General features: G+C 70.4%; 19 protein-coding genes. 12 read left to right on the forward strand and 7 right to left on the reverse strand.

The features are described from left to right. Both ACWD26_RS43170 and ACWD26_RS43175 read right to left on the reverse strand, forming a co-directional pair. Positions 1–580 (reverse strand): maltotransferase domain-containing protein (locus ACWD26_RS43170; protein ID WP_451279106.1); only part of this gene is annotated, 580 nt, incomplete at its 3' end. 59 nt (positions 581–639) lie between these two features. After that, on the reverse strand, positions 640–975 hold the full coding sequence (locus ACWD26_RS43175; protein WP_451279108.1) for a DUF5133 domain-containing protein: 336 nt from the start codon (positions 973–975) through the stop codon (positions 640–642). Positions 976–1,242: 267 nt separating this feature from the next. Here ACWD26_RS43175 and ACWD26_RS43180 point away from each other — a divergent pair, with 267 nt between their 5' ends. Both ACWD26_RS43180 and glgX read left to right on the forward strand, forming a co-directional pair. Next, positions 1,243–1,758 (forward strand): pep a2, encoded by a 516-nt coding sequence (locus tag ACWD26_RS43180; RefSeq protein ID WP_451279109.1) that lies wholly within the window; start codon positions 1,243–1,245, stop codon positions 1,756–1,758. Further along, positions 1,755–3,941, forward strand: a complete 2,187-nt coding sequence (gene glgX / locus ACWD26_RS43185) for a glycogen debranching protein GlgX (protein WP_451279111.1) — start codon at positions 1,755–1,757, stop codon at positions 3,939–3,941. Before ACWD26_RS43180 ends, glgX begins: the two co-directional genes overlap by 4 nt. Before the next feature lie 254 nt (positions 3,942–4,195). Here the strand turns inward: glgX and ACWD26_RS43190 are convergent, their stop codons facing one another. From ACWD26_RS43190 to ACWD26_RS43210, 5 genes are all read right to left on the reverse strand, one after another. Further along, the gene (locus tag ACWD26_RS43190) at positions 4,196–4,996 is read right to left on the reverse strand and encodes a VOC family protein (RefSeq protein ID WP_451279113.1); all 801 of its coding nucleotides are present in this window, start codon (positions 4,994–4,996) and stop codon (positions 4,196–4,198) included. 211 nt (positions 4,997–5,207) lie between these two features. Beyond that, positions 5,208–6,239 (reverse strand): LacI family DNA-binding transcriptional regulator, encoded by a 1,032-nt coding sequence (locus tag ACWD26_RS43195; RefSeq protein WP_451279115.1) that lies wholly within the window; start codon positions 6,237–6,239, stop codon positions 5,208–5,210. Next, positions 6,236–7,141 carry a carbohydrate ABC transporter permease gene (locus ACWD26_RS43200; RefSeq protein ID WP_451279117.1) on the reverse strand — a complete coding sequence of 302 codons (906 nt, stop codon included), beginning with the start codon at positions 7,139–7,141 and terminating at the stop codon, positions 6,236–6,238. The genes ACWD26_RS43195 and ACWD26_RS43200 overlap by 4 nt, the downstream gene beginning before the upstream one ends. Then, positions 7,138–8,061, reverse strand: a complete 924-nt coding sequence (locus tag ACWD26_RS43205; protein ID WP_451279119.1) for a carbohydrate ABC transporter permease — start codon at positions 8,059–8,061, stop codon at positions 7,138–7,140. Before ACWD26_RS43205 ends, ACWD26_RS43200 begins: the two co-directional genes overlap by 4 nt. After that, positions 8,058–9,380 carry an extracellular solute-binding protein gene (locus ACWD26_RS43210; protein ID WP_451279121.1) on the reverse strand — a complete coding sequence of 441 codons (1,323 nt, stop codon included), beginning with the start codon at positions 9,378–9,380 and terminating at the stop codon, positions 8,058–8,060. Before ACWD26_RS43210 ends, ACWD26_RS43205 begins: the two co-directional genes overlap by 4 nt. Before the next feature lie 210 nt (positions 9,381–9,590). Here ACWD26_RS43210 and ACWD26_RS43215 point away from each other — a divergent pair, with 210 nt between their 5' ends. From ACWD26_RS43215 to ACWD26_RS43260, 10 genes are all read left to right on the forward strand, one after another. Then, positions 9,591–11,612, forward strand: a complete 2,022-nt coding sequence (locus tag ACWD26_RS43215) for a beta-galactosidase (RefSeq protein WP_451279122.1) — start codon at positions 9,591–9,593, stop codon at positions 11,610–11,612. A 132-nt stretch (positions 11,613–11,744) separates the two neighbouring features. Then, entirely contained in the window at positions 11,745–13,313 is a 1,569-nt protein-coding gene (locus ACWD26_RS43220; RefSeq protein WP_451279124.1) for a glycoside hydrolase family 53 protein, read from the forward strand. A 197-nt stretch (positions 13,314–13,510) separates the two neighbouring features. Then, positions 13,511–14,506 carry an SMP-30/gluconolactonase/LRE family protein gene (locus tag ACWD26_RS43225; protein ID WP_451279126.1) on the forward strand — a complete coding sequence of 332 codons (996 nt, stop codon included), beginning with the start codon at positions 13,511–13,513 and terminating at the stop codon, positions 14,504–14,506. A 403-nt stretch (positions 14,507–14,909) separates the two neighbouring features. Then, positions 14,910–15,422: a fluoride efflux transporter CrcB gene (gene crcB / locus ACWD26_RS43230; protein WP_451279128.1), complete on the forward strand. Its 513-nt coding sequence runs from the start codon at positions 14,910–14,912 to the stop codon at positions 15,420–15,422. Continuing rightward, on the forward strand, positions 15,419–15,793 hold the full coding sequence (gene crcB / locus ACWD26_RS43235) for a fluoride efflux transporter CrcB (protein ID WP_451279130.1): 375 nt from the start codon (positions 15,419–15,421) through the stop codon (positions 15,791–15,793). Before crcB (ACWD26_RS43230) ends, crcB (ACWD26_RS43235) begins: the two co-directional genes overlap by 4 nt. Positions 15,794–15,867: 74 nt before the next feature. Then, complete coding sequence (locus ACWD26_RS43240; protein ID WP_451279132.1) at positions 15,868–16,704, forward strand: undecaprenyl-diphosphate phosphatase; 837 nt, start codon at positions 15,868–15,870, stop codon at positions 16,702–16,704. A gap of 109 nt (positions 16,705–16,813) precedes the next feature. Beyond that, the gene (locus tag ACWD26_RS43245) at positions 16,814–17,545 is read left to right on the forward strand and encodes a FadR/GntR family transcriptional regulator (protein WP_451279134.1); all 732 of its coding nucleotides are present in this window, start codon (positions 16,814–16,816) and stop codon (positions 17,543–17,545) included. Further along, positions 17,542–18,993 carry an amino acid permease gene (locus ACWD26_RS43250; RefSeq protein WP_451279136.1) on the forward strand — a complete coding sequence of 484 codons (1,452 nt, stop codon included), beginning with the start codon at positions 17,542–17,544 and terminating at the stop codon, positions 18,991–18,993. The genes ACWD26_RS43245 and ACWD26_RS43250 overlap by 4 nt, the downstream gene beginning before the upstream one ends. Before the next feature lie 8 nt (positions 18,994–19,001). Then, positions 19,002–20,054, forward strand: a complete 1,053-nt coding sequence (locus ACWD26_RS43255; protein ID WP_451279138.1) for an asparaginase — start codon at positions 19,002–19,004, stop codon at positions 20,052–20,054. Positions 20,055–20,084: 30 nt separating this feature from the next. Continuing rightward, on the forward strand, positions 20,085–20,329 hold a 245-nt coding region (locus tag ACWD26_RS43260), incomplete at its 3' end, for a lyase family protein (protein ID WP_451279140.1).

The raw sequence follows: 20,329 nt of genomic DNA on the forward strand, positions 1-20,329 counted from the left end.
GCAGCGGCAACGGGTCGCTGGAGGAGACCAGTTCCCGCAAGGGGTGGCGGGTCAGGACCTCGTCCACCTCCGGCGCCAACGCCGCCGCCAGCCGGTCGGTGACCGGCAGGGTGTCGTCGCGGAGCTTCCGTACGGCCTTGGTCAGGGTCGCGTGGAGGTCCGCCTCCGGCACACCGGCGGCGGCGCGCCCGTACAGCTCGGCGCCCTCCTCCAGGACGAGTCCGGGGTCGATGCCGGCCGGGACCTTGATGCGGGCGGTGCGGCGCCAGGTGGCGATCGGGTCGCTCCAGGCCTCCACGCGGTAGGTCCACCGGCCCACGGCGGTCGGGGTGACGCAGGCGCCCCAGCGGTCGGTGCCGGGGGCGAGTTCGCGCATCGGGGTCCAGGGAGCCGGGCGGCCCTCCGGGTCCTTGAGCACGACGTTGGCGGCGACCACGCCGTGGCCTTCCCGGAAGAGCGTCGCCGTGACCTCGAAGGTCTCGCCGACGACCGCCTTCGCGGGACGCCTGCCGCACTCGACGAGCGGGCGGACGTCCCTGATGGGGACGCGGCCGATGGCCGGGGCCGGGATCGGGCTCATGGGTCTCACCTCCGCCGTGCTCGGGGATCGGCGCTGGGCCGAACGGGTACTGTCGGGTCCTACCGCCCTGCCGTCGAACGCCGCCCGGACGGTGGACCACGTCTGGCCGAACGGGCCTTGCCGGACTGCTCCTTGCGGGCTTTCCCGGCCTGCTCCTGCTTGGGACGGCCGGTCTGCTCCTGGAGGTAGGCGGGCAGACTCGTCTGCAGATAGCGCTCGGCGGCCGCCACGGCCTCGCGGGCGCAGCGCTTGCCCATCAGCACGCACAGCGTGTAGCCCGAGTCCTCGAAGTTCTCCCGGGCCGCGCGGTCGGTCGGGGACGCGAGCATCACGCGTTCCCAGGAGCGGTAGCGCCGCAGATGTCTGGCCACCTCGTTCTTGGCGGGCAGCAACATGTGCTGATCACCTCCCGGCACTCTCGGCGGAGCACGCTTCCCGGGGGAGGTCGTGCACTGAGTGGCACCAGCGCCTCATGGAGCCGATGGCTTCACTCATGGTGCACGCGTCACCACCAAGCGTCTTGTTGGTTCTTCAACTACCTCGGGAGTCCCTCGTGTTGCACGAATGGCGTAGCCCTCTCACTCTGGAGCTGACTCAGAAGTAATCGGTGCTCACGCTTCGTGTACATGGGGCGGAGCTTCGCCGGTGAGGAGCCAACGACGATGAAGACCGCAGTGCCTCGCTACTACCACCTCGACGTGGAAGTCAGTCCGGAGCGGGTCGGCCAGGTCAGGCGCATCCTGGCCGCGCACCTCCGCTTCTGGGACCTGGAGACCCTCGTAGAGCCCGTCTGCCACAGCGCCGACCTCCTGCTCCGCGCGATCGCGGAGCACGCCAGGGACAGGAACACCTCCATCGAGATGTGGTGGAACGGTCAGCACCTCATCGCCGCGGTCGGCGAGAACGACCGCGACCTGCGCCCCGACCGGGAGCTGCGCCCCTGCCTGACCCGCATCGCCGCCCTGAGCGACGGCTGGGGCTGCTGCTCCACGGACACCGGCGGCACCGTCATCTGGTTCACCCAGCGCGCGCCGGTCGACCAGAGCGTGCCCCTGGTCCCGACGGCGCCCGAGCCGGACACCCGGGAGGTGCTCCAGGTGCCCCGCGAGATGCCGGTCGCGCTGCTGGCGGGTTCGCTCGCCGGCGAGGCGCCGGACGTACGCGAAGACGCGCGGTGACGGCCGCGCGGCGTGACAGGAAAGGGGTGCCCGTGTGGAGCGGGCACCCCTACCCGCTCGGCGCGTCCTTCGACGGCACCGGCACCAACTTCGCCCTGTTCAGCGAGGTCGCCGAACGCGTCGACCTCGTCCTCGTCGACGACGCGGGCCGTCACCGCTCCGTCCCGCTCACCGAGGTCGACGGCTTCGTCTGGCACGGCCACCTCCCCGGCGTGGGACCGGGGCAGCGCTACGGCTACCGCGTGCACGGCCCCTGGGACCCCGCCGCCGGCCACCGCTGCGATCCGTCGAAGCTCCTCCTCGACCCGTACACCAGGGCGGTGGACGGCCAGGTGGACAACCACCCCTCCCTGTACGAGCCCGGCGCGGACAGTGCCGGGCACACCATGCTCGGCGTGGTCACCGACCCGTTCTTCGACTGGGGGGACGACCGCCCGCCCCGGCGGCCGTACGCCGACACCGTCATCTACGAGGCCCACGTCCGCGGTCTCACCCGCACCCACCCCGACGTCCCCTCCGAACTGCGCGGTACCTACGCCGGATTGGCGCACCCCGCCGTCGTCGAGCACCTCACCTCGCTGGGCGTGACCGCGATCGAGCTGATGCCGGTCCACCAGTTCGTGCAGGACGGCGTCCTTCAGGACCGGGGCCTCGCCAACTACTGGGGCTACAACACCATCGGCTTCTTCGCGCCGCACAACACCTACGCCGCCCACGGCACCCGCGGCCAGCAGGTCACCGAGTTCAAGTCGATGGTGAAGGCGCTGCACGAAGCCGGCCTCGAAGTGATCCTCGACGTGGTCTACAACCACACCGCCGAGGGCAACGAGAACGGCCCCACCCTCTCCTTCCGGGGCATCGACAACACCTCGTACTACCGCCTGGTGGACGGCGACTGGGGGCACTACTACGACACCACCGGCACCGGCAACAGCCTGCTGATGCGGCACCCCTACGTCCTCCAGCTGATCATGGACTCGCTGCGGTACTGGGTCACCGAGATGCATGTCGACGGGTTCCGCTTCGACCTCGCGGCCACCCTGGCCCGGCAGTTCCACGAGGTGGACCGCCTCTCGGCGTTCTTCGACCTGATCCAGCAGGACCCGGTGATCAGTCGCGTCAAACTGATCGCCGAGCCGTGGGACGTCGGCGAGGGCGGCTACCAGGTGGGCAACTTCCCGCCGCTGTGGTCGGAGTGGAACGGCCGATACCGGGACGCTGTGAGGGACTTCTGGCGCGGCCGCCCGCACACGCTCGGCGAGTTCGCCTCCCGGCTGACCGGCTCCTCCGACCTGTACGAGCACAGCCGGCGCCGCCCGCGCGCCAGCGTCAACTTCGTCACCGCCCACGACGGTTTCACCTTGCGCGACCTGGTCTCGTACAACGACAAGCACAACGAGGCCAACGGCGAGGGCAACCAGGACGGCGAGAGCGCCAACCGGTCCTGGAACTGCGGCGTCGAAGGCCCCACCAAGGACCCCCGCGTCCTCGCGCTCCGCGCCCGTCAGCAGCGCAACCTCCTGGCCACGCTGCTGCTGTCGCAGGGCATCCCGATGCTCTGCCACGGCGACGAGTCCGGCCGCACCCAGCGGGGCAACAACAACGCCTACTGCCAGGACAACGAGGTCTCCTGGCTCGACTGGCGCCTGGACGACGAACAGCGCGCGCTGCTGGACTTCACCCGTGACCTCATCGCCCTGCGGGCCGCCCACCCCGTGCTGCGCCGCCGCCGCTTCTTCCGGGGCGACACGCCGACCCGCGCCGACCAGCCGCTCCCCGACCTGGTCTGGCTGCTGCCGGACGCCCACGAGATGACCGAAGCCGACTGGGACCGCTCCGACGCCCACGCGGTGGCCGTCTTCCTCAACGGCGACGCCATCGCCGAACGCGACCCCTACGGCAACCCCGTCGTCGACGACTCCTTCCTGCTCCTGCTGAACAGCCACTGGGAGCCGATGATCTTCCGCCTGCCCGGTGCCCCGTACGGTGAGCGCTGGACGATGTGCGTCGACACGGCCGCCGAGCCGGACGGCGTCCCCGACGAGTCCGAGTACAAGGCGGGCGCGGAGGTCATCGTCGAGGCCCGGGGGCTGGTGCTGCTGTCACGCCCGTCCCGGGGCGACATGAACGAGCGGCGAACCCCGGCCGCCGAACGGGACGTGCCGGGCCGACAGCGGGCGTAGGGAAAGGGCCGTGGGCCGGCCGGGGCAGCGAGAAACGCGAGTTCGCGACCGCTCTGTCCCTGGCGGACCCCACCCACTGCGGTCCTGCCACGCCCCGGGAGTCCGCCCGCCGCAGCTTCGGCCCGGCCTTCGTCGGCTCCCTACGGCGCCATGGTCTGCTGCTGTGGCGCGGGCGCGTCGCCGACCAGCCGCTGGGGGAGATGCAGTTCCTCTGCTCGTCCGTACGCCGACCCGCCGCCCGGTAGCGTGCCGGGTCAGCGTTCGCGACGCGAGGTGATGGTGAACTGGGCGCCGTCCGGGTCGCGGAGCACCGCCTCGTCCGGCTCGTGGGTGAGGACCGTGCCGCCGTGGTGCTGGGCCGCCTCGACGCAGGCCGCCACGTCGGAGACGGAGAAGTGCACCTGCCAGTGGGGGCGGATCGTGGGGTCGGGTGCGGCTTCCAGCGCGCCGGAGGTGATCCGGGCCACGACCTCGCCCTCGCTGCGCAGGACGACCTCGTTCGCCTCGTAGTGGACCTCGCAGCAGCCGGGCTTCTCGGTCGCCCACTCCAGGACCTCGCCGTAGAAGATCGCGGCGTCGAAGGCGTCCCGGGTGTGCAGCCGGACGAACGCGGGGGCGGCCTTGCGCCAGGTCTCCCAGTCGGTGAACAGCGCGCCCTCCCAGATACCGAAGGAGGCCCCGTGGCGATCCGCCAGCAGGGCGGCCCGGCCGGGCGGGAAGGAGAGCGGGCCGACGGCGACGGTGCCACCGCGTTCTCTGGCGCGGCCCGCCGCCGCGTCCGCGTCGGACACGGCGAAGTACGGGGTCCAGGCGACCGCCATCTGCCACAGGCTCGCCACCCCGGCGATCCCGGCGACCGGCACACCGTCCGCCAGCGCGATCCGGAAGTGGTCCCCGAGCTTGGCCGTACGCCATCGCCAGCCCAGCACGGCGGCGTAGAAGTTCTCCGTGGCCGGCAGGTCACGGCTGGTGAGGCTCACCCAGCAGGGGGCCCCGAACACGGAATGGCTGGAGACGACGTTCTCCGCGCCTCTGGGTTTCCTGTCACTGTTCATGGCAGTCGCGTCCTGGTCTCGTACGCCGGCACTCCCCGGCCGCACTCCAGTGTCCAACCGAATCCCGGCCCGGTGCTCGTCGAGTACCCCGAGTCGGCGTTCCGACGCCGGTGGCGTCGCGATCTTCGGACGGCTGTTCGGGTGATGACCGGAGTCCTGCCTCCTTACCGGGCAGGGCGCGCGGCGCCTCCCGCTCGGGCCGGCCGGCGTCTCACGTCGACTCCCGCCGCACCAGTTCCGTCGGCAGGATCACCGCCGCCGGGGCCTCGCCGCCGATCTGGGCCAGCAGCACCCGCACCATCTCGTTGCTGATGCGGTCGTAGGGCTGACGGATCGTGGTGAGGGCCGGGACGGCCTCCGTCGCCGCGGCCGAGTCGTCGAAGCCGCCCACGGCCACGTCCTCGGGGACCCGGCGGCCCGCCCGGCCGAGCGCCGCCAGGGCGCCCTGCGCCATCAGGTCGGACGCCACGAACACGGCGTCCATGTCGGGTGCCCGCGCCAGCAGCCGTTCGGCGCCCGCCTCACCGCTGGCCCGGCTGTAGTCACCGGAGACGATGAGCCGCTCGTCGATCTCGACACCCGCCTCGGTGAGCACCTCCTTGTAACCGGCGAGGCGGTCGACACCACCGGGTGAGTCCAGCGGACCGGTCACGACACCGATCCGGCGGCGGCCCAGCGACAGCAGATGGCGCACCATGTCACGGGCGCCGTCGCGGTCGTCGGCGGCCACGTAACTCACCTTGGAGCCGGGCGTCATGGGCTTGCCGCACTGGACGAGGGGGATGCCCGCCTCGCGGAGTTCCTGGGCGACCGGGTCCGCGGAGTGGCTGGAGACGACCAGCACACCGTCGACGTGGCCCGCCGTGATGTACCGCGTGATCCGGCGCCGTTCGTCCTCCGTGCCGGCCACCATCAGCAGCAGCGGGATGTCGTGGGCGGCCAGTGCCTGGGTGCAACACCGCAGCAGGACGTTGAAGTTGGGGTCCTCGAAGAGCTTCTCCTGCGGTTCCGTCAGCAGGAAGCCGATCGAGTCGGAGCGGCCCGTGATCAGCGAGCGCGCGTGCCGGTTCACGACGTAACCCGTCTTGCGGATCGCGGCGTTGACCGCCTCGGCCGCCGTCGGGCTGACGTAGTGACCGCCGTTGAGCACGCGCGAGACCGTCCCCCGGGAGACTCCCGCCTCGCGCGCCACGTCGTGAATGGTCGGCGGTCTGCGCCTGCCTCCCGTGCTGCTCATGGTCATGACTTTACGGCCCCGGAGAGCAGATCGAGGCTCCAGAAGCGCTGGATGACCAGGAAGAGCGCGATCAGCGGGATCACCGCGAGCAGCGCACCCGTGATCACCAGGGTGTACAGAGCCGGGGTGTTCGCGCCCTGTTCGAGAAGCGTGAACAGGCCCAGCGTGATCGGGAACTTCTCGTCGTCGCTGAGCATGATGTACGGCAGCAGGAAGTTGTTCCAGACGGCCACGAACTGGAACAGGAAGACCGTCACCAGACCCGGCACCATCATCGGCAGCGCGATCCGGGTGAAGATCCGCCACTCGCTCGCCCCGTCCATCCGGCCCGCCTCCACCACGTCGGCCGGCACGGCGGCTGCCGCGTAGATCCGGGACAGGTACACGCCGTACGGTGAGAGGATCAGCGGGAGCAGTACCGACCAGTAGCTGTCGGCGAGGTCCGCCTTCGCCATCAGCAGGTACTGCGGGATCGCCAGGATCACCGGCGGCATCAGCACGCCCGCCATCAGGACGTTGAAGACGGCCTCGCGACCCTTGAAGCGGTAGATCGCCAGCGCGTAGCCGCTGACGGCGGAGACCGCCGTCGACAGGAGGGCGCCGAGGCCCGCGTAGAGGGCGGAGTTGCCCATCCACTGCCAGTAGATGCCGTCGCGGTAGGCGTTCAGGTCGGACAGGTTGTCCGCGAAGCCGCTGCCCGGCAGGAACGTGAACGTGGTGAACAGCTCGCTGCCCGACTTGGTGGCCGCGATCAGCACCCAGGCCACGGGCAGCAGACAGTATATCGCGCCCAGCAGCAGGGTGAGCGTCGGAACGAGTGCGATCCGGCGGCGCAGCGGCGGGCCCTGGGCGGTGCCGGGCGTGGTGCCTGCCGCCGGGGCGGTCTTGTGGACGGCAAGAGAACTCATCGTGCTGCCTCCTGCTTGCTACGGGAGTTCGCGGCCCTCAGGAAGCCGAAGGAGAGGACGAGCGTGGCCACGGCGATGATCACCGCGCCGGCCGCGGCCGAGTAGATGTCTCCCTCGCCGAAGGCGTCCCGGTACACCTTCATCAGCGGACTCCATGTCGTGGAGACCGAGTTGGTGAGGGGCTTGAGGGTGGTCGGCTCGCTGAACACCTGGAGCGTGGCGATGATCGAGAAGAAGAAGGTCAGCACCAGCGAGGGCGCCACCATCGGGATCTTGATCCGCAGGGCGATCTGAAGCGGCGTCGCGCCGTCCAGCTTCGCCGCCTCGTACACCTCGGTGGGGATCGCCTGCAGCGAGGTGTAGATGACGATCATGTTGAAGCCGGTGCCGCCCCAGATCGCGATGTTCGACAGCGCCGCGTACAGGCCGCCGCCGTCCAGCAGGTCCGGCTGCGGGAGCCCCAGCCTCTCCAGCACGAAGTAGAACGGGCTGACGTCCGGGAGGTAGAGGAAGCCCCAGAGGAGGGCCGCCACGACGCCCGGGATGGCGTACGGCAGGAAGATCGCCAGCCGGGTGAAGGGGGCCAGCTTCACCTTGTCGCTGTCCAGCATCAGGGCGAAGACCAGTGCCAGGCCGAGCATGACCGGGACCACGATCGCGCCGTAGCCGAGGACGCGCAGCGCCCCGTCCAGCAGCTCCGAGTCGGTCAGGGCGTCGGCGTAGTTCTCGAAGCCCGCCCACACCTCGCTGCGCGCGCCCGAGCCGAGGCCCAGGCCCTTGACCTGCACCTTGTGCAGGCTGAGCCAGACCGCGTAGCCGATGGGCAGCGCGAAGAACAGGGCGAACAGGATCGTGGCGGGGAAGAGGAAGGCATACGGGGCCCCCTTGACCCCGTACGACCTCCGGCGTGCCGTCGTCACTCCGCGACCTCGAAGCCCTGCTTCTTCATGTCGGCGACCGTGTCGTCCTGCATCTTCTTCAGGGCGGCACCGAAGTCCGACTTGTCCTTGGCGGCGGCGCCGAACGCGTCCTTGAAGGTGGTGTACGCGACGTTCACGTTCGGGCCCCAGGCGGAGGGCGCCGTCGTCTTCGCGATCTCGGAGGCCGTGGTGTAGAAGTCGGCCTGGTTGGAGAAGAAGGCCGGCGGCTCGGCGAACGCGTCACTGGTCTGCGCGGTGGTGGCGGCCGGGTAGATGCCACCCTCCTTCGCCAGCGCGGTCAGCGCCTCCGGGTCCGTGTTCAGCCAGGCGGCGAACTTCGCGGCGGCACCCTTGTTCTTGGAGTCCGTGGTGACGGCCGTCGAGGAGCCGCCCCAGCTGCCGGTGGTGTTCTCGGACGACGACCACTGCGGCAGCGGCGCCACCTTCCACTTGCCCGCCGTGTCCGGCGCGGCCGTGGTCAGCGTGCCCGGCGCCCACACCGCGCTGACCCAGGCGATCTGCTTGCCGGAGTTGAGCGCCTTGTTCCAGGCCGGGGTGTACATCGGCTGGTTGTCGATGGCGCCCTCCTTCACCAGGCCGCCCCAGAAGTCGGCGACCTTCCGCGTCGCCGCGTCGTCGATGCCGACCTTCCACTTCTGGCCCTCGGTGGTCCACCACCGGGCGCCCGCCTGCTGGGCGAGACCCGCGAAGAGACCGGAGTCGTTGGCGGAGAACGTCGTCAGGTCGACGTCCGCGTCCTCCTTCTTCAGCTTCCGCGCGGTCTCGGCGAACTCGTCCCAGGTCTTCGGAACGGTCAGGTCGTACTTCTTGAAGAGGTCCTCGCGGTAGTAGAACATCATCGGCCCGATGTCCTGCGGGATCGCGTAGACGGCGTCCGAACCGAGTGTGGTCTGCTGCCAGACACCGTCGGCGAACTTGCTCTTCGCGTCGCCCGCCTCGTCCGCGATGTCCGCGACCGCGTCATTGCTGACCAACGTCGGCAGCGCCTGGTACTCGGCCTGCACCAGGTCCGGGCCCTTGCCCGCCTTGTGCGCGGTGAGGATCTTGGTGACCAGGGTGTCGCCGGAGGCCTGCTTCTTCACCGTGACGGTGATCTGCTGCTCCTTGCCGGGACCCTTGTTCCACAGGTCCACGACCTTGTCCATGCCCGGCGTCCAGGTCCAGTACGTCAGCTTCGCCGGCCCCGACTGGGCCTCGCTGTCGTCCTCGGACCCGCCACAGGCGGCAAGTGTGGTGGCGCCGAGCGTGACGGCGACGGCGGTGGCCACAATGCGCCGGTGCTTGGTGATGTTGGGCATGGATCTTTCTCCCCTGACCTGGGTCCTCGCCTGCTGCGAAGACCATGCCATGCTTCTGTGAGCGTTCACAGATACTGCGTCTGTGAGCGTTCACAGTAGAGAAACATCCCGGACACTTGTCAATGGTTGTTGCTGTGCGGTTATGTTGGGCTCGCACTGCCGCCGCTGTGTGTGCACGTTCCCAGATGATCGATAAAACGGGAGAGATCCATGCCGGAGACCACCCCCACGGGCCTGACCAGGCTCGCCTTCGGTGGGGACTACAACCCCGAGCAGTGGCCGGAAACCGTCTGGCACGAGGACGTCCGGCTGATGCGCGAGGCCGGTGTCACGATGGTGAGTGTCGGCATCTTCTCCTGGGCCCTGCTGGAGACCCAGCGAGGGGTGTACGACTTCGCCTGGCTCGACCGGCTGCTCGACCTGCTGCACGAGAACGGCATCCGCGTCGACCTCGGTACCCCCACCGTCGTCCCGCCCGTGTGGTTCTACCGCGAGCACCCCGAGGCGCTGCCCGTGGCCGCCGACGGCACCCGCTACGAGTTCGGCTCGCGCGGCGCCATCTGCCACAGCAACGCCGACTACCGGGCCGCCGCCGCGACCATCACCACCAAGCTCGCCGAGCGCTACGCCGACCACCCGGCGCTCGCCCTGTGGCACGTGCACAACGAGTACGGCGTCCCCGTCTCGGCCTGCTACTGCGACTCCTGCGCCGCGCACTTCCGCCGCTGGCTGGAGCGCGTGTACGGTGACGTCGAGGCGGTCAACGAGGCCTGGGGCACCGCCTTCTGGGGCCAGCGCTACACCGACTTCGCGCAGATCAACCCGCCGCGCGTGACCCCCACGGTCGGCAACCCCGGGCAGGCCCTCGACTACAAGCGGTTCGCCGACGAGACCATCCGCGAGAACTTCGTCATGGAGCGGGACATCCTGCACCGCCTCGCGCCCGGCATCCCGGTGACCACCAACTTCATGACCGCGCTCAGCCAGTGCGACTCCATCGACTACTGGGCCTGGGGCCGCGAGGTCGACCTCGTCACCAACGACCACTACCTGATGACCGACGGCCGCCGCACCCATGTGAACCTCGCGATGGCGGCGGACATCACCCGCTCGGTCGGCGGCGGCGCCCCCTGGCTGCTCCTGGAGCACTCCACCTCGGGCGTCAACTGGCAGGCCCGCAACCCCGCCAAGGCCCCGGGCCAGATGGCCCGCAACTCCCTCGCCCATGTGGCACGCGGCTCAGACGGCGCCATGTTCTTCCAGTGGCGGCAGTCCCGGCGCGGCGCCGAGAAGTTCCACTCGGCGATGCTGCCGCAGGCCGGCACCGAGTCGCGCGTGTGGCGCGAGGTCGTCGAACTGGGCGCCTCCCTCGACTCGCTCAGCCAGATCCAGGGCAGCCGGACCGTCGCCGACGTGGCCGTCCTGTGGGACTGGCACTCCTGGTGGGCGCAGAACCTCGCCTGGCGCCCCACCGAGGACCACGAGGCCCGCGAGCGCGCCGACGCCTTCTACGAGGCCCTCTACGACCGCCACCTCACGGTCGACTTCGCCCACCCGGAAGCCGACTTGTCGGCTTATCCCCTTGTCGTCGTGCCGGCGCTGTATCTGATGACGGAAGCGGCGGGGGACAACCTCAAGGCGTACGTCGAGAACGGCGGCACCCTCGTGGTCTCGTACTTCTCCGGGATCGTCGACGAGCACGACGCCGTCCACGAGGGCCCGTACCCCGGCGCCCTGCGGGACGTACTCGGGCTGACCGTCGAGGAGTTCTCACCGCTGCTCGGCGGGGAGAACGTCCGCATCGTCGGCCCCGACGGCTCCGAACTGACCGGTGACGTGTGGACGGAGTTCGTGGTGCCGCGCGGCGCCGAGCCCGTGTGGACGTACGCCGACGGACTCGCCGCCGACCGGCCCGCCGTCACCCGGCACCGGCTCGGCGAGGGCTCCGCCTGGTACGTGTCCACCCGACTCGACGCCCACGGACTGGACGCCCTGCTCGGCTGGGCCGCCGACGACGCGGGCATCGCGCCCCGCGCCGACCTGCCGCGCGACGTCGAAGTGGTGCGCCGCGCGGGGGAGTCGGGCGACTTCCTCTTCGCGATCAACCACACCGCGCTCGACACGAAGATGCCGCTCGACGCCGACGGCACCGAACTCCTCACCGGCGAACGCGCGGCGGGCCACCTCGCCGTACCCGCCGGCGGGGTCAGGGTCGTACGCCTCGACGCCTGACCACCCCCGAACACCGGCCGGATCTCTGGGGACATCCGGCCGGTCCCAGGCGGCGCCGCGCCCACGGCCTTCGGGTGCGGCGCCGCCACAGCACCGCACAACCACGTTCCCACCTTCGTCGAAGGGACGACGATGTTCCACGCGAGACGCGCCCTCAGGGCCCTGCTGATACCGCTGTTCGCAGGCCTGGCGCTCACCACCCTGCCCGCCACGTCGGCACACGCCGCCTCCACGCTCACCAACGTGGGCTTCGAGTCCGACGGCACCGGGACCGCGACGCCGACCGGCTGGTCGACCTACTCGGCGGCCGGGCAGAACGCTGCCTCCTTCACCGAGTCCGGTGGCCACGGCGGCAGTTACCGCCTCAGCCACTGGTCGTCCTCCGCCTACAAGGTGGAGACCTACCAGTACCTGTCCGGCCTGACCAACGGGAACTACAAGCTCACCGCGTGGGTGCGTTCCGGCGGCGGCCAGAACTCCGCGTACATCGCGCTGAAGAACTGCGGCAGCGCCGAACAGCGCACCGACATCCCGGTCTCCTCCAGCGGCTGGATCCGGATCGTCACCTCCATCGCGGTGACGAACAACCAGTGCACGATCAGCATCAACTCCGACGCCAACGCCGGTAACTGGATCAACGTCGACGACCTGACCTTCGCGTCCGGTACCACGGGACTGTCAGTCAAGGGCTCCGACGTGTCGTCGCTCATCAAGAGCGAGGCCAAGGGCGGCGTCTACAAGAACAGCTCCGGCACCACCGGCGACGCCCTCGCCATCCTCAAGAGCGCAGGTCAGAACTACGCCCGCGTCAAGGTCTGGGTGAACCCCGCCGACGGCTACAACAACAAGACGCGCGTGCTCGCCGCCGCCAAGCGCATCAAGGCGCAGGGCATGAAGCTGCTGGTCGACTTCCACTACTCGGACACCTGGGCCGACCCGGGCGCCCAGACCGTGCCGTCCCCGTGGACCGGACACAGCTACACCCAGCTCAGGACGGACGTCTACAACCACACCTACGACGTCCTGGGCGCCCTCAAGGCGCAGGGCACCACCGCCGACATGGTCCAGGTCGGCAACGAGATCAACGGCGGCATGCTGTGGTCGGCGGGCTCCACCTCCAACTGGTCGCAGCTCGCCGGACTGCTCAACTCCGGCTACGACGCGGTCAAGGCGGTCAACTCCTCCACCCAGGTGGCGCTGCACCTCGCCAAGGGCGGTGACCTGTCCGGCACCCGCTGGTGGTTCGACAGCGCGGTCTCGGGCGGCGTGAAGTTCGACGTCATCGGCCTGTCGTACTACGGCTACTGGCACGGCACGCTCGCGGACTTCCAGACCACCCTGGACGACGCGGCGTCCCGCTACGCCAAGCCGGTGTTCGTCGCCGAGACGGCGTACCCCTTCCGTCTGGACAGCGAGGACTCGCACGAGAACATCATCGACCTGAGCAGCGAACTCGTGTCCGGCTACCCGGCCACCACCGCCGGACAGACCCGCTGGATGAAGGACATCGCGAGCATCGTCGAGGCCGTCCCGAACGGCCGCGGCCTGGGTATCTTCTACTGGGAGTCGACCTGGACCGCGCGCACCGGCAACGGCTGGGACCCGACCGACTCGTCCTCCGGGAACGGGTGGGAGAACCAGGCGCTGTTCGGCTATGACGACCGGGCGCTTCCGGCGATGGCGTGGTTCAGCCACCGGTGACACGCTCGGCGAAGGGCCCGCACGCGTTGGCGTGCGGGCCCTTCGGCCGTTTCAGTGGCCCGCTGTGGCCGTTTCGGTGGCCCGCTGTGTCGAGGAAGCCGTGCGACGGGGGTGCCCCGGCCGCTTCACCAAGCGCGCGCCTCCCGCCTGCCAGGATGGACCACTCCAGGCATCGGGCGGACGAGCGGGAGGCGGACATGACGCGCGCGACGGGCGACCACACGGACGCGGACTCACGGGGGCCAGGGCTCGTGCCCCACGCGTTCGTCGGGATCGGCGGGCGCGGGCCCGAGGACGTGATCGCCGACGGACACGGACGGGTGCTGACCGGGGTGGAGGACGGACGCGTCCTGAGGGTGACCGGCCTCGCGCAGCCGGGGCGGGCCCGGGTCGAGACCCTCGCCGACACCGGTGGCAGGCCCCTGGGGCTCGAACTCCTCCCGGACGGCGACCTGTTGGTGTGCGATGCCGAGCGTGGGCTGCTACGGGTCCCGACCGGCGACGGCACCGTGCGCGTGCTCGCCGACGAGGCCGGCGGTGAGCGCCTGCGGTTCTGCAGCAATGTCGTGGCGCTCTCCGACGGGACTGTCTACTTCACGGTCTCCAGCCGCCGCTACCCCCTCGACCAGTGGATCGGCGACATCGTCGAACACACCGGGACGGGACGACTGTTGCGCCTGGTGCCGGGGCAAGGGGCACCCGAAGTCGTCCTGGAGGGGCTCCAGTTCGCCAACGGCCTCGCGCCCTCCGCCGACGAGTCGTTCCTCGTGGTCGCCGAGACAGGCGCACGCCGGCTCAGCCGCGTCCACCTCACCGGACCCAGGGCCGGCACGAGTGAGCCCTTCGTCGAGGACCTGCCGGGCACACCCGACAACATGTGGCGCGACCCGGACGGCCTGACCTGGGTGGCTCTCGCCGGCCCCCGCATCGGTGCCCTCGACCGCCTCCACCGTGCCGGCCCGGCTGTGCGGCGCGTAGCGAGCCGGGTGGCGGTACGGGCACCGTTCCGGCCCCTCGGGTTCGCCGGGGTCGTCGCGGTCGACGACGAGGGACACCTCGTCCACACCCTCGTCGACCACCACTCCCGGTTCCGCATGGTCACCAGCGCCTGCGTCGCAGAGGGCCGCCTGATCCTCGGCAGCCTGTGGGAGCGGGGGGTCGCGGTGTGTGAACTGCCGGGGAAGGCCGGCTGAGCGCGCGAGCGGGCCAGCGAAGGCGGGCTGAGCGGGATAGAGGGCCGGGGAAGACGGGCTGAGCGCGCGAGCGGCCGGGGAAGGCGGGCTGAGCGGGGGAGCGGGCCGGGGAAGGCGGGCTGAGTGTGGTTCGTAGTCGGCCCGGTCGCACCGCTTGGGCAACGCGGCCGGTGGCTGTCGGCACCGGAGCGGGACTTGTCGCGTCGCGTCCACGCCCGGCACCGGCCGAGTGCGTCGCGGGAGGCTGCCGCGTTACGCTGTCGACCGGCCGCGATCCCCCTCGCGGCGCGGCGGTGGGGCCCGCCGTACCCGAACCGCGGCGTCGACGCCGACAACGGTCCCTGCTTGCGACGGAGCGCGCCCGGCAAACGTCCGGGCCCCGGCGAGTAGGAGACACACACCCATGTCAGCCCCGCACCCCGACGGGCCCGAAGCCCTGTCGTCCCCCGACGCCCCCGTCGCCGATCCGCCCAGGCCCGCCCCCTGGCACGGCCAGGCCCCCGTCGTCGGGGTCGTCGCGATCGGCGGCGGCATCGGCGCGGTGGCCCGCTACGGCGCCTCGCTGCTCTGGCCCACAGGGACCGTCGGCTTTCCCTGGACGACGTTCTGGGTGAATGTGGCCGGCTGCTTCGTGATCGGCCTCTTCATGGTCGCGATCACCGAGGTGTGGACGGTCCACCGCCTGGTCCGCCCTTTCTTCGGCACCGGAGTGCTCGGCGGCTTCACCACCTTCTCGACGTACGCCGTCGACATCCAGCGCCTGATGGGAGAGGGCCGCCCGGGCACCGCCCTCGCCTACCTCGCCGCGACCCTCCTCGCCGCCCTCATGGCGGTCTGGCTCGCGACGGCGACGGCACATCGCGTGCTGCGCGCCGGACCCACCCCCACACCCGAGAAAGGTAAGAGGACGTCGTGAACTGGGTGCTCGTCATCGTCGGCGGAATGGTCGGCGCGCCCCTGCGCTACCTCACCGACCGCGTCGTGCAGTCCCGCCACGACACGGCCTTCCCCTGGGGCACCTTCACCGTCAACGTCGCCGGCTCCTTCGTCCTCGGCCTCCTCACCGGAGCCGTGACCGCCGGTGCCGCAGGCTCCCACCTGCACCTTCTCCTCGGCACCGGGCTGTGCGGGGCGCTCACCACGTACTCGACCTTCTCCTACGAGACCCTGCGCCTGGCCGAGGACGGCGCCCGTTTCCACGCCGCCGCCAACGTCGTCGCGAGCGTCATGGCGGGGCTGGGCGCGGTCTTCGTGGGGCTTGCGGTGGCGCGGACCCTCTGGTCCTGAGCACCGGTCCCTTACCCGGCCGTAGTAGGACTGCACCCCATCAGTCACGCCCTCGCCGAGCAGAACTGGAATCCATGAGCAGCGCCATCACCGTCGGTCAGGCCGTCGTCCTCGGAGCGGTGGAGGGGGTGACGGAGTTCCTGCCCGTGTCCTCCACCGGTCATCTGAAGATCACCGAAGGGCTCATGGGGATCCAGGTCGAGGACAAGGCCGTCGTCGGGTTCTCGGCGGTCATCCAGGTCGGAGCGATCGCCGCGGTGCTCGTCTACTTCCGCGAGGACATCGCGCGGATCGGTTCGGCCTGGTTCCGCGGGCTGTTCGACGCGGGGGAGCGGCAGGACCGCGACTACCGGTTCGCGTGGTGGGTGATCGCCGCGACGATCCCGATCGTGGTCGTGGGGCTGGCCGCCCGGTCGCTCATCGAGGGACCGCTCGCCTCGCTGTGGGTGGTGGCCGGTTCGCTGATCGTCGGCAGCGGTGTCATGTGGGTCGCGGAACAGGTCGGGCGGCGCAGGCGTGCGGAGGAGGACACCCGATTCCGGGACGCGATGCTCGTCGGCGGTTCGCAGATCCTCGCTTTGCTCTTCCCCGGCTTCTCCCGCTCCGGCGCCACCATGTCCACCGCGCTGCTGCTCGACCTCGACCGGGTCGCCGCCACCCGCCTGTCCTTCTTCCTCGGCATCCCGGCCCTCACCGGCGCCGGGCTGTACGAACTCAAGGACGCCCTCGGCACGGGGGTGGGTGCGGCCCCGCTGATCGCCGGCACCACCGTCTCGTTCGCGGTCGCGTACGCCTCGGTCGCCTGGCTGCTGAAGTTCGTGACCAGGCACTCCTTCAACGTCTTCGTGTCCTACCGGATCTTCGTCGGGGTGCTCCTCTTCGGGCTGCTCGGCGCGGGCGGACTCAGCTGAGAGCATCCCCTCGGGGGCGCGGGCGGCTGATCGACGACCGCCCGTGACCTGGAAGATCGAATCGCGGCCCCCTTGACAGCCCCGTCCCGTCGCCCGCAGGATCACCCCCGTGAACCTGTCAGACAGCCAGACAGGTGGCTCGGCACCCCGGCGCGTCAGCGCCATGGAAGCGGTGCTCACCCACCTCCGCGACGCCATCGAGCGCGGCAAGTACGCCATCGGCGACAAGCTCCCGTCCGAGGCGGAGCTCTGCCGGCAGCTCGAAGTGAGCCGTCCGGTGCTGCGCGAGGCGCTGCGCGCGCTCCAGGTGATGGGGCTGACCCAGTCCCGCACCGGCAAGGGCACCTTCGTGATCGCGAACGCCGTAGAGGACCCCACCTTCGGCGACTACGCGGCGAGCGACCTGCTCGAGGTGCGCCGGCACGTGGAGATCCCGGTCGCCGGGTACGCGGCGGTCCGCCGTACCCCGGAGAACCTGGACCATCTGGCCCATCTCCTGGACCGGATGGAGCGGGAGACCGACACCACCGCCTGGGTCGCGATGGACACGCTGTTCCACCTGGCCGTGGCCGAGGCCGCGCAGAACCCGGTGTTCCGCCGGGTGATCGAGGAGATCCGGGACGCGCTGGCCCGCCAGTCGGCCTTCCTCAACGAGCTGGGCGGCCGGCGCGAGCAGTCCAACCGCGAGCACCGGGCCATCGTCGAGGCGCTGATCGACGGTTCCGCGAACGACGCGGTGGAGGCCATGGCCCACCACCTCGACCGCGTCGAGACCACCCTCACCGACATCGTGCGATCCCCACGCACGGACAGCTCCACGGAAGGCGGACACGAGGCGTGAGCGAGCAATCCCTCCACCAAGACGCCGTACAGACCGGACCCACCCCGTCCGGTCATGTCGACGCCGGAGACGCCGGCTACAGCAAGTCCCTGAAGTCCCGCCACGTCAACATGATCGCCATCGGCGGCGCGATCGGCACGGGCCTCTTCCTCGGCGCCGGCGGCCGTCTCGTCGACGCCGGCCCGTCGCTCTTCATCGCGTACGCGGTCTGCGGAATCTTCGCCTTCCTCGTCGTCCGCGCCCTCGGCGAACTGGTCCTCTACCGGCCCTCCTCCGGCGCCTTCGTGTCCTACGCCCGGGAGTTCATGGGTGAGAAGGGCGCCTACACGGCCGGCTGGATGTACTTCCTGAACTGGGCCACCACCGGTATCGCCGACATCACCGCCGTCGCCGTCTACACCCACTACTGGGGCATGTTCTCCGACGTCCCGCAGTGGGTGATCGCGCTGGTCGCGCTCGCCGTCGTCCTCTCGGTGAACCTGATCTCGGTGAAGATGTTCGGCGAGCTGGAGTTCTGGTTCGCGATCATCAAGGTCGGCGCGCTCGTCGCCTTCATGTGCATCGGCATCTGGCTGCTCGTCACCCAGCAGCCGGTCGACGGCCACACCCCCGGCCCGTCCCTGATCACCGACAACGGCGGTCTCTTCCCCAACGGCGTCCTGCCGATGCTGCTGATCATCCAGGGCGTCGTCTTCGCCTACGCCTCCGTCGAGCTGGTCGGTGTCGCCGCCGGTGAGACCGAGAACCCCGAGAAGATCATGCCGAAGGCGATCAACTCGATCATGTGGCGCGTCGGTCTGTTCTACGTCGGCTCCGTGATCCTGCTGTCGATGCTGCTGCCCTGGTCGTCCTACAAGGCCGGCGAGAGCCCCTTCGTCACCGTGCTCTCCAACATCGGCGTCCCGGCGGCGGGCGGCATCATGAACCTGGTCGTGCTGACCGCGGCCATGTCCTCGCTCAACTCGGGCCTGTACTCCACCGGCCGCATCCTGCGCTCGATGGCGATGGCCGGCTCCGCCCCGAAGTTCACCGGTGTGATGAGCCGCAGCCAGGTCCCGTACGGCGGCATTCTGCTCACCAGCGGTATCTGTGTCCTGGGCGTCGGCCTGAACTTCGTGGTCCCGGCCGAGGCGTTCGAGATCGTGCTCAACTTCGCCGCCATCGGCATCATCGCCACCTGGGGCATGATCATGATCTGCCACCTGATCTTCTGGCAGAAGACCGAGAAGGGCGAGCTGACCCGGCCGAGCTACCGACTGCCCGGCTCCCCCTGGACCGAGCTGGTGACGCTGTTCTTCCTGGCGTCGGTGCTGGTCCTGATGTACGCGGACGGCGGCGTCGGTCGCACGACCGTGCTCTGCCTCCCCCTGATCGTGTTGGCGCTGGTGGCGGGCTGGTTCGGCGTGCGACGCCGGGTCGCCGGTCAGTCGGCCGGAGTGAAGAAGTGATTCGAGCAGTGACGTACGACCCCACGACCACCGGCGCCGCGGAGATCCCGGCCGCTCCGGTGGCCGCGGCCCCCGCGATCCGGGAACCGCTCCACGCCCCCGTCGCCCACCTCGTACGCGGAGGTGTCACCGAGGGCATCCACTACGGCTCCGTCGTGGTGCTCGGCGCCGACGGGGAGGTGGAACTCCAACTCGGCGACATCGAGGCGGCGTTCTACCCCCGGTCGGCGCTCAAGCCGGTCCAGGCCGTGGCGATGCTGCGCGCCGGACTGCCCCTGGACGGCGCACTGCTGTCGCTGGCCGCCGCCAGCCACTCCGGCGAGGAACGCCATCTCGCCGGAACCAGGGAGATCCTGGGCCTGGCCGGCGTCACCGAGGACGACCTGCGCAACGTCACCGACATGCCGTACGACCAGGCCGTCCGGGACGAGTGGATACGCCAGGGGCGGCAGCCCTCGCGCCTCGCGCAGAACTGCTCGGGCAAGCACGCGGCGATGCTCTACACCTGCGAGCTCAACGGCTGGTCCCCGGAGAACTACCTCGACCCGGCCCACCCGTTGCAGCAGGCCATCGCCGAGATCGTCGAGGACCTCACCGGGCAGGCCATCGCCCGGGTGACCGTCGACGGCTGCGGCGCCCCTCTCTTCTCCGTCTCCCTGCACGGCCTGGCCCGTGCCCTCGCCCGGATCACCACCGCCGCCGAGGGCACCCCCGAGCGCACGGTCGCCGACGCCATGCGCGACCACGCCGAGATGGCGTCCGGTGCCGGGCGCGATGTGGCCGAGCTGATGCGGGCCGTGCCCGGGCTGCTCACCAAGGACGGCTTCGAAGGCGTCCAGGTCGCCGCGCTTCCCGATGGCCGGGCCGTCGCCGTGAAGATCGCCGACGGCGCCAACCGGGCCCGTGTCCCCGTCACCGCGGCGGCCCTCGCACGCGTCGGCGTCGACCCGGGCGCCCTCACCGCGTTCGCGGGCGCCCCGCTGCTCGGCGGTGGCGAAGTGGTCGGGCACGTCCGCCCGGTCAGGGCGCTCGACCCGCTCAACCCCTCCTCGTACGTCTGATCCACCTCAAAGAAGAGGACCCGTACCGCCATGACCGCCGCAGTGACCCGCAGCGAACACGATCTGCTCGGAGACCGTGACGTTCCCGCCGACGCGTACTGGGGCGTCCACACCTTGCGTGCCACGGAGAACTTCCCCATCACGGGAACGCCGATCTCCGCCTACCCCCATCTGATCGACGCCCTGGCGGCCGTGAAGGAGGCCGCCGCCCGCGCCAACGAGGAACTCGGCCTGCTGGAGCCCCGCAAGGCAGCCGTGATCATCGAGGCGTGCCG

It is taken from the genome of Streptomyces sp. NPDC002787, assembly GCF_053592095.1.

Excerpts from the sequence above, each read along its gene's own strand:
- ACWD26_RS43175 (WP_451279108.1), bottom strand. The coding sequence starts at position 975 with ATGTTGCTGCCCGCCAAGAACGAGGTGGCCAGACATCTGCGGCGCTAC.
- ACWD26_RS43180 (WP_451279109.1), top strand. The coding sequence starts at position 1,243 with ATGAAGACCGCAGTGCCTCGCTACTACCACCTCGACGTGGAAGTCAGT.
- ACWD26_RS43190 (WP_451279113.1), bottom strand. The coding sequence starts at position 4,996 with ATGAACAGTGACAGGAAACCCAGAGGCGCGGAGAACGTCGTCTCCAGC.
- ACWD26_RS43195 (WP_451279115.1), bottom strand. The coding sequence starts at position 6,239 with ATGACCATGAGCAGCACGGGAGGCAGGCGCAGACCGCCGACCATTCAC.
- ACWD26_RS43200 (WP_451279117.1), bottom strand. The coding sequence starts at position 7,141 with ATGAGTTCTCTTGCCGTCCACAAGACCGCCCCGGCGGCAGGCACCACG.
- ACWD26_RS43210 (WP_451279121.1), bottom strand. The coding sequence starts at position 9,380 with ATGCCCAACATCACCAAGCACCGGCGCATTGTGGCCACCGCCGTCGCC.
- ACWD26_RS43215 (WP_451279122.1), top strand. The coding sequence starts at position 9,591 with ATGCCGGAGACCACCCCCACGGGCCTGACCAGGCTCGCCTTCGGTGGG.
- ACWD26_RS43220 (WP_451279124.1), top strand. The coding sequence starts at position 11,745 with ATGTTCCACGCGAGACGCGCCCTCAGGGCCCTGCTGATACCGCTGTTC.
- ACWD26_RS43225 (WP_451279126.1), top strand. The coding sequence starts at position 13,511 with ATGACGCGCGCGACGGGCGACCACACGGACGCGGACTCACGGGGGCCA.
- crcB (WP_451279128.1), top strand. The coding sequence starts at position 14,910 with ATGTCAGCCCCGCACCCCGACGGGCCCGAAGCCCTGTCGTCCCCCGAC.
- ACWD26_RS43240 (WP_451279132.1), top strand. The coding sequence starts at position 15,868 with ATGAGCAGCGCCATCACCGTCGGTCAGGCCGTCGTCCTCGGAGCGGTG.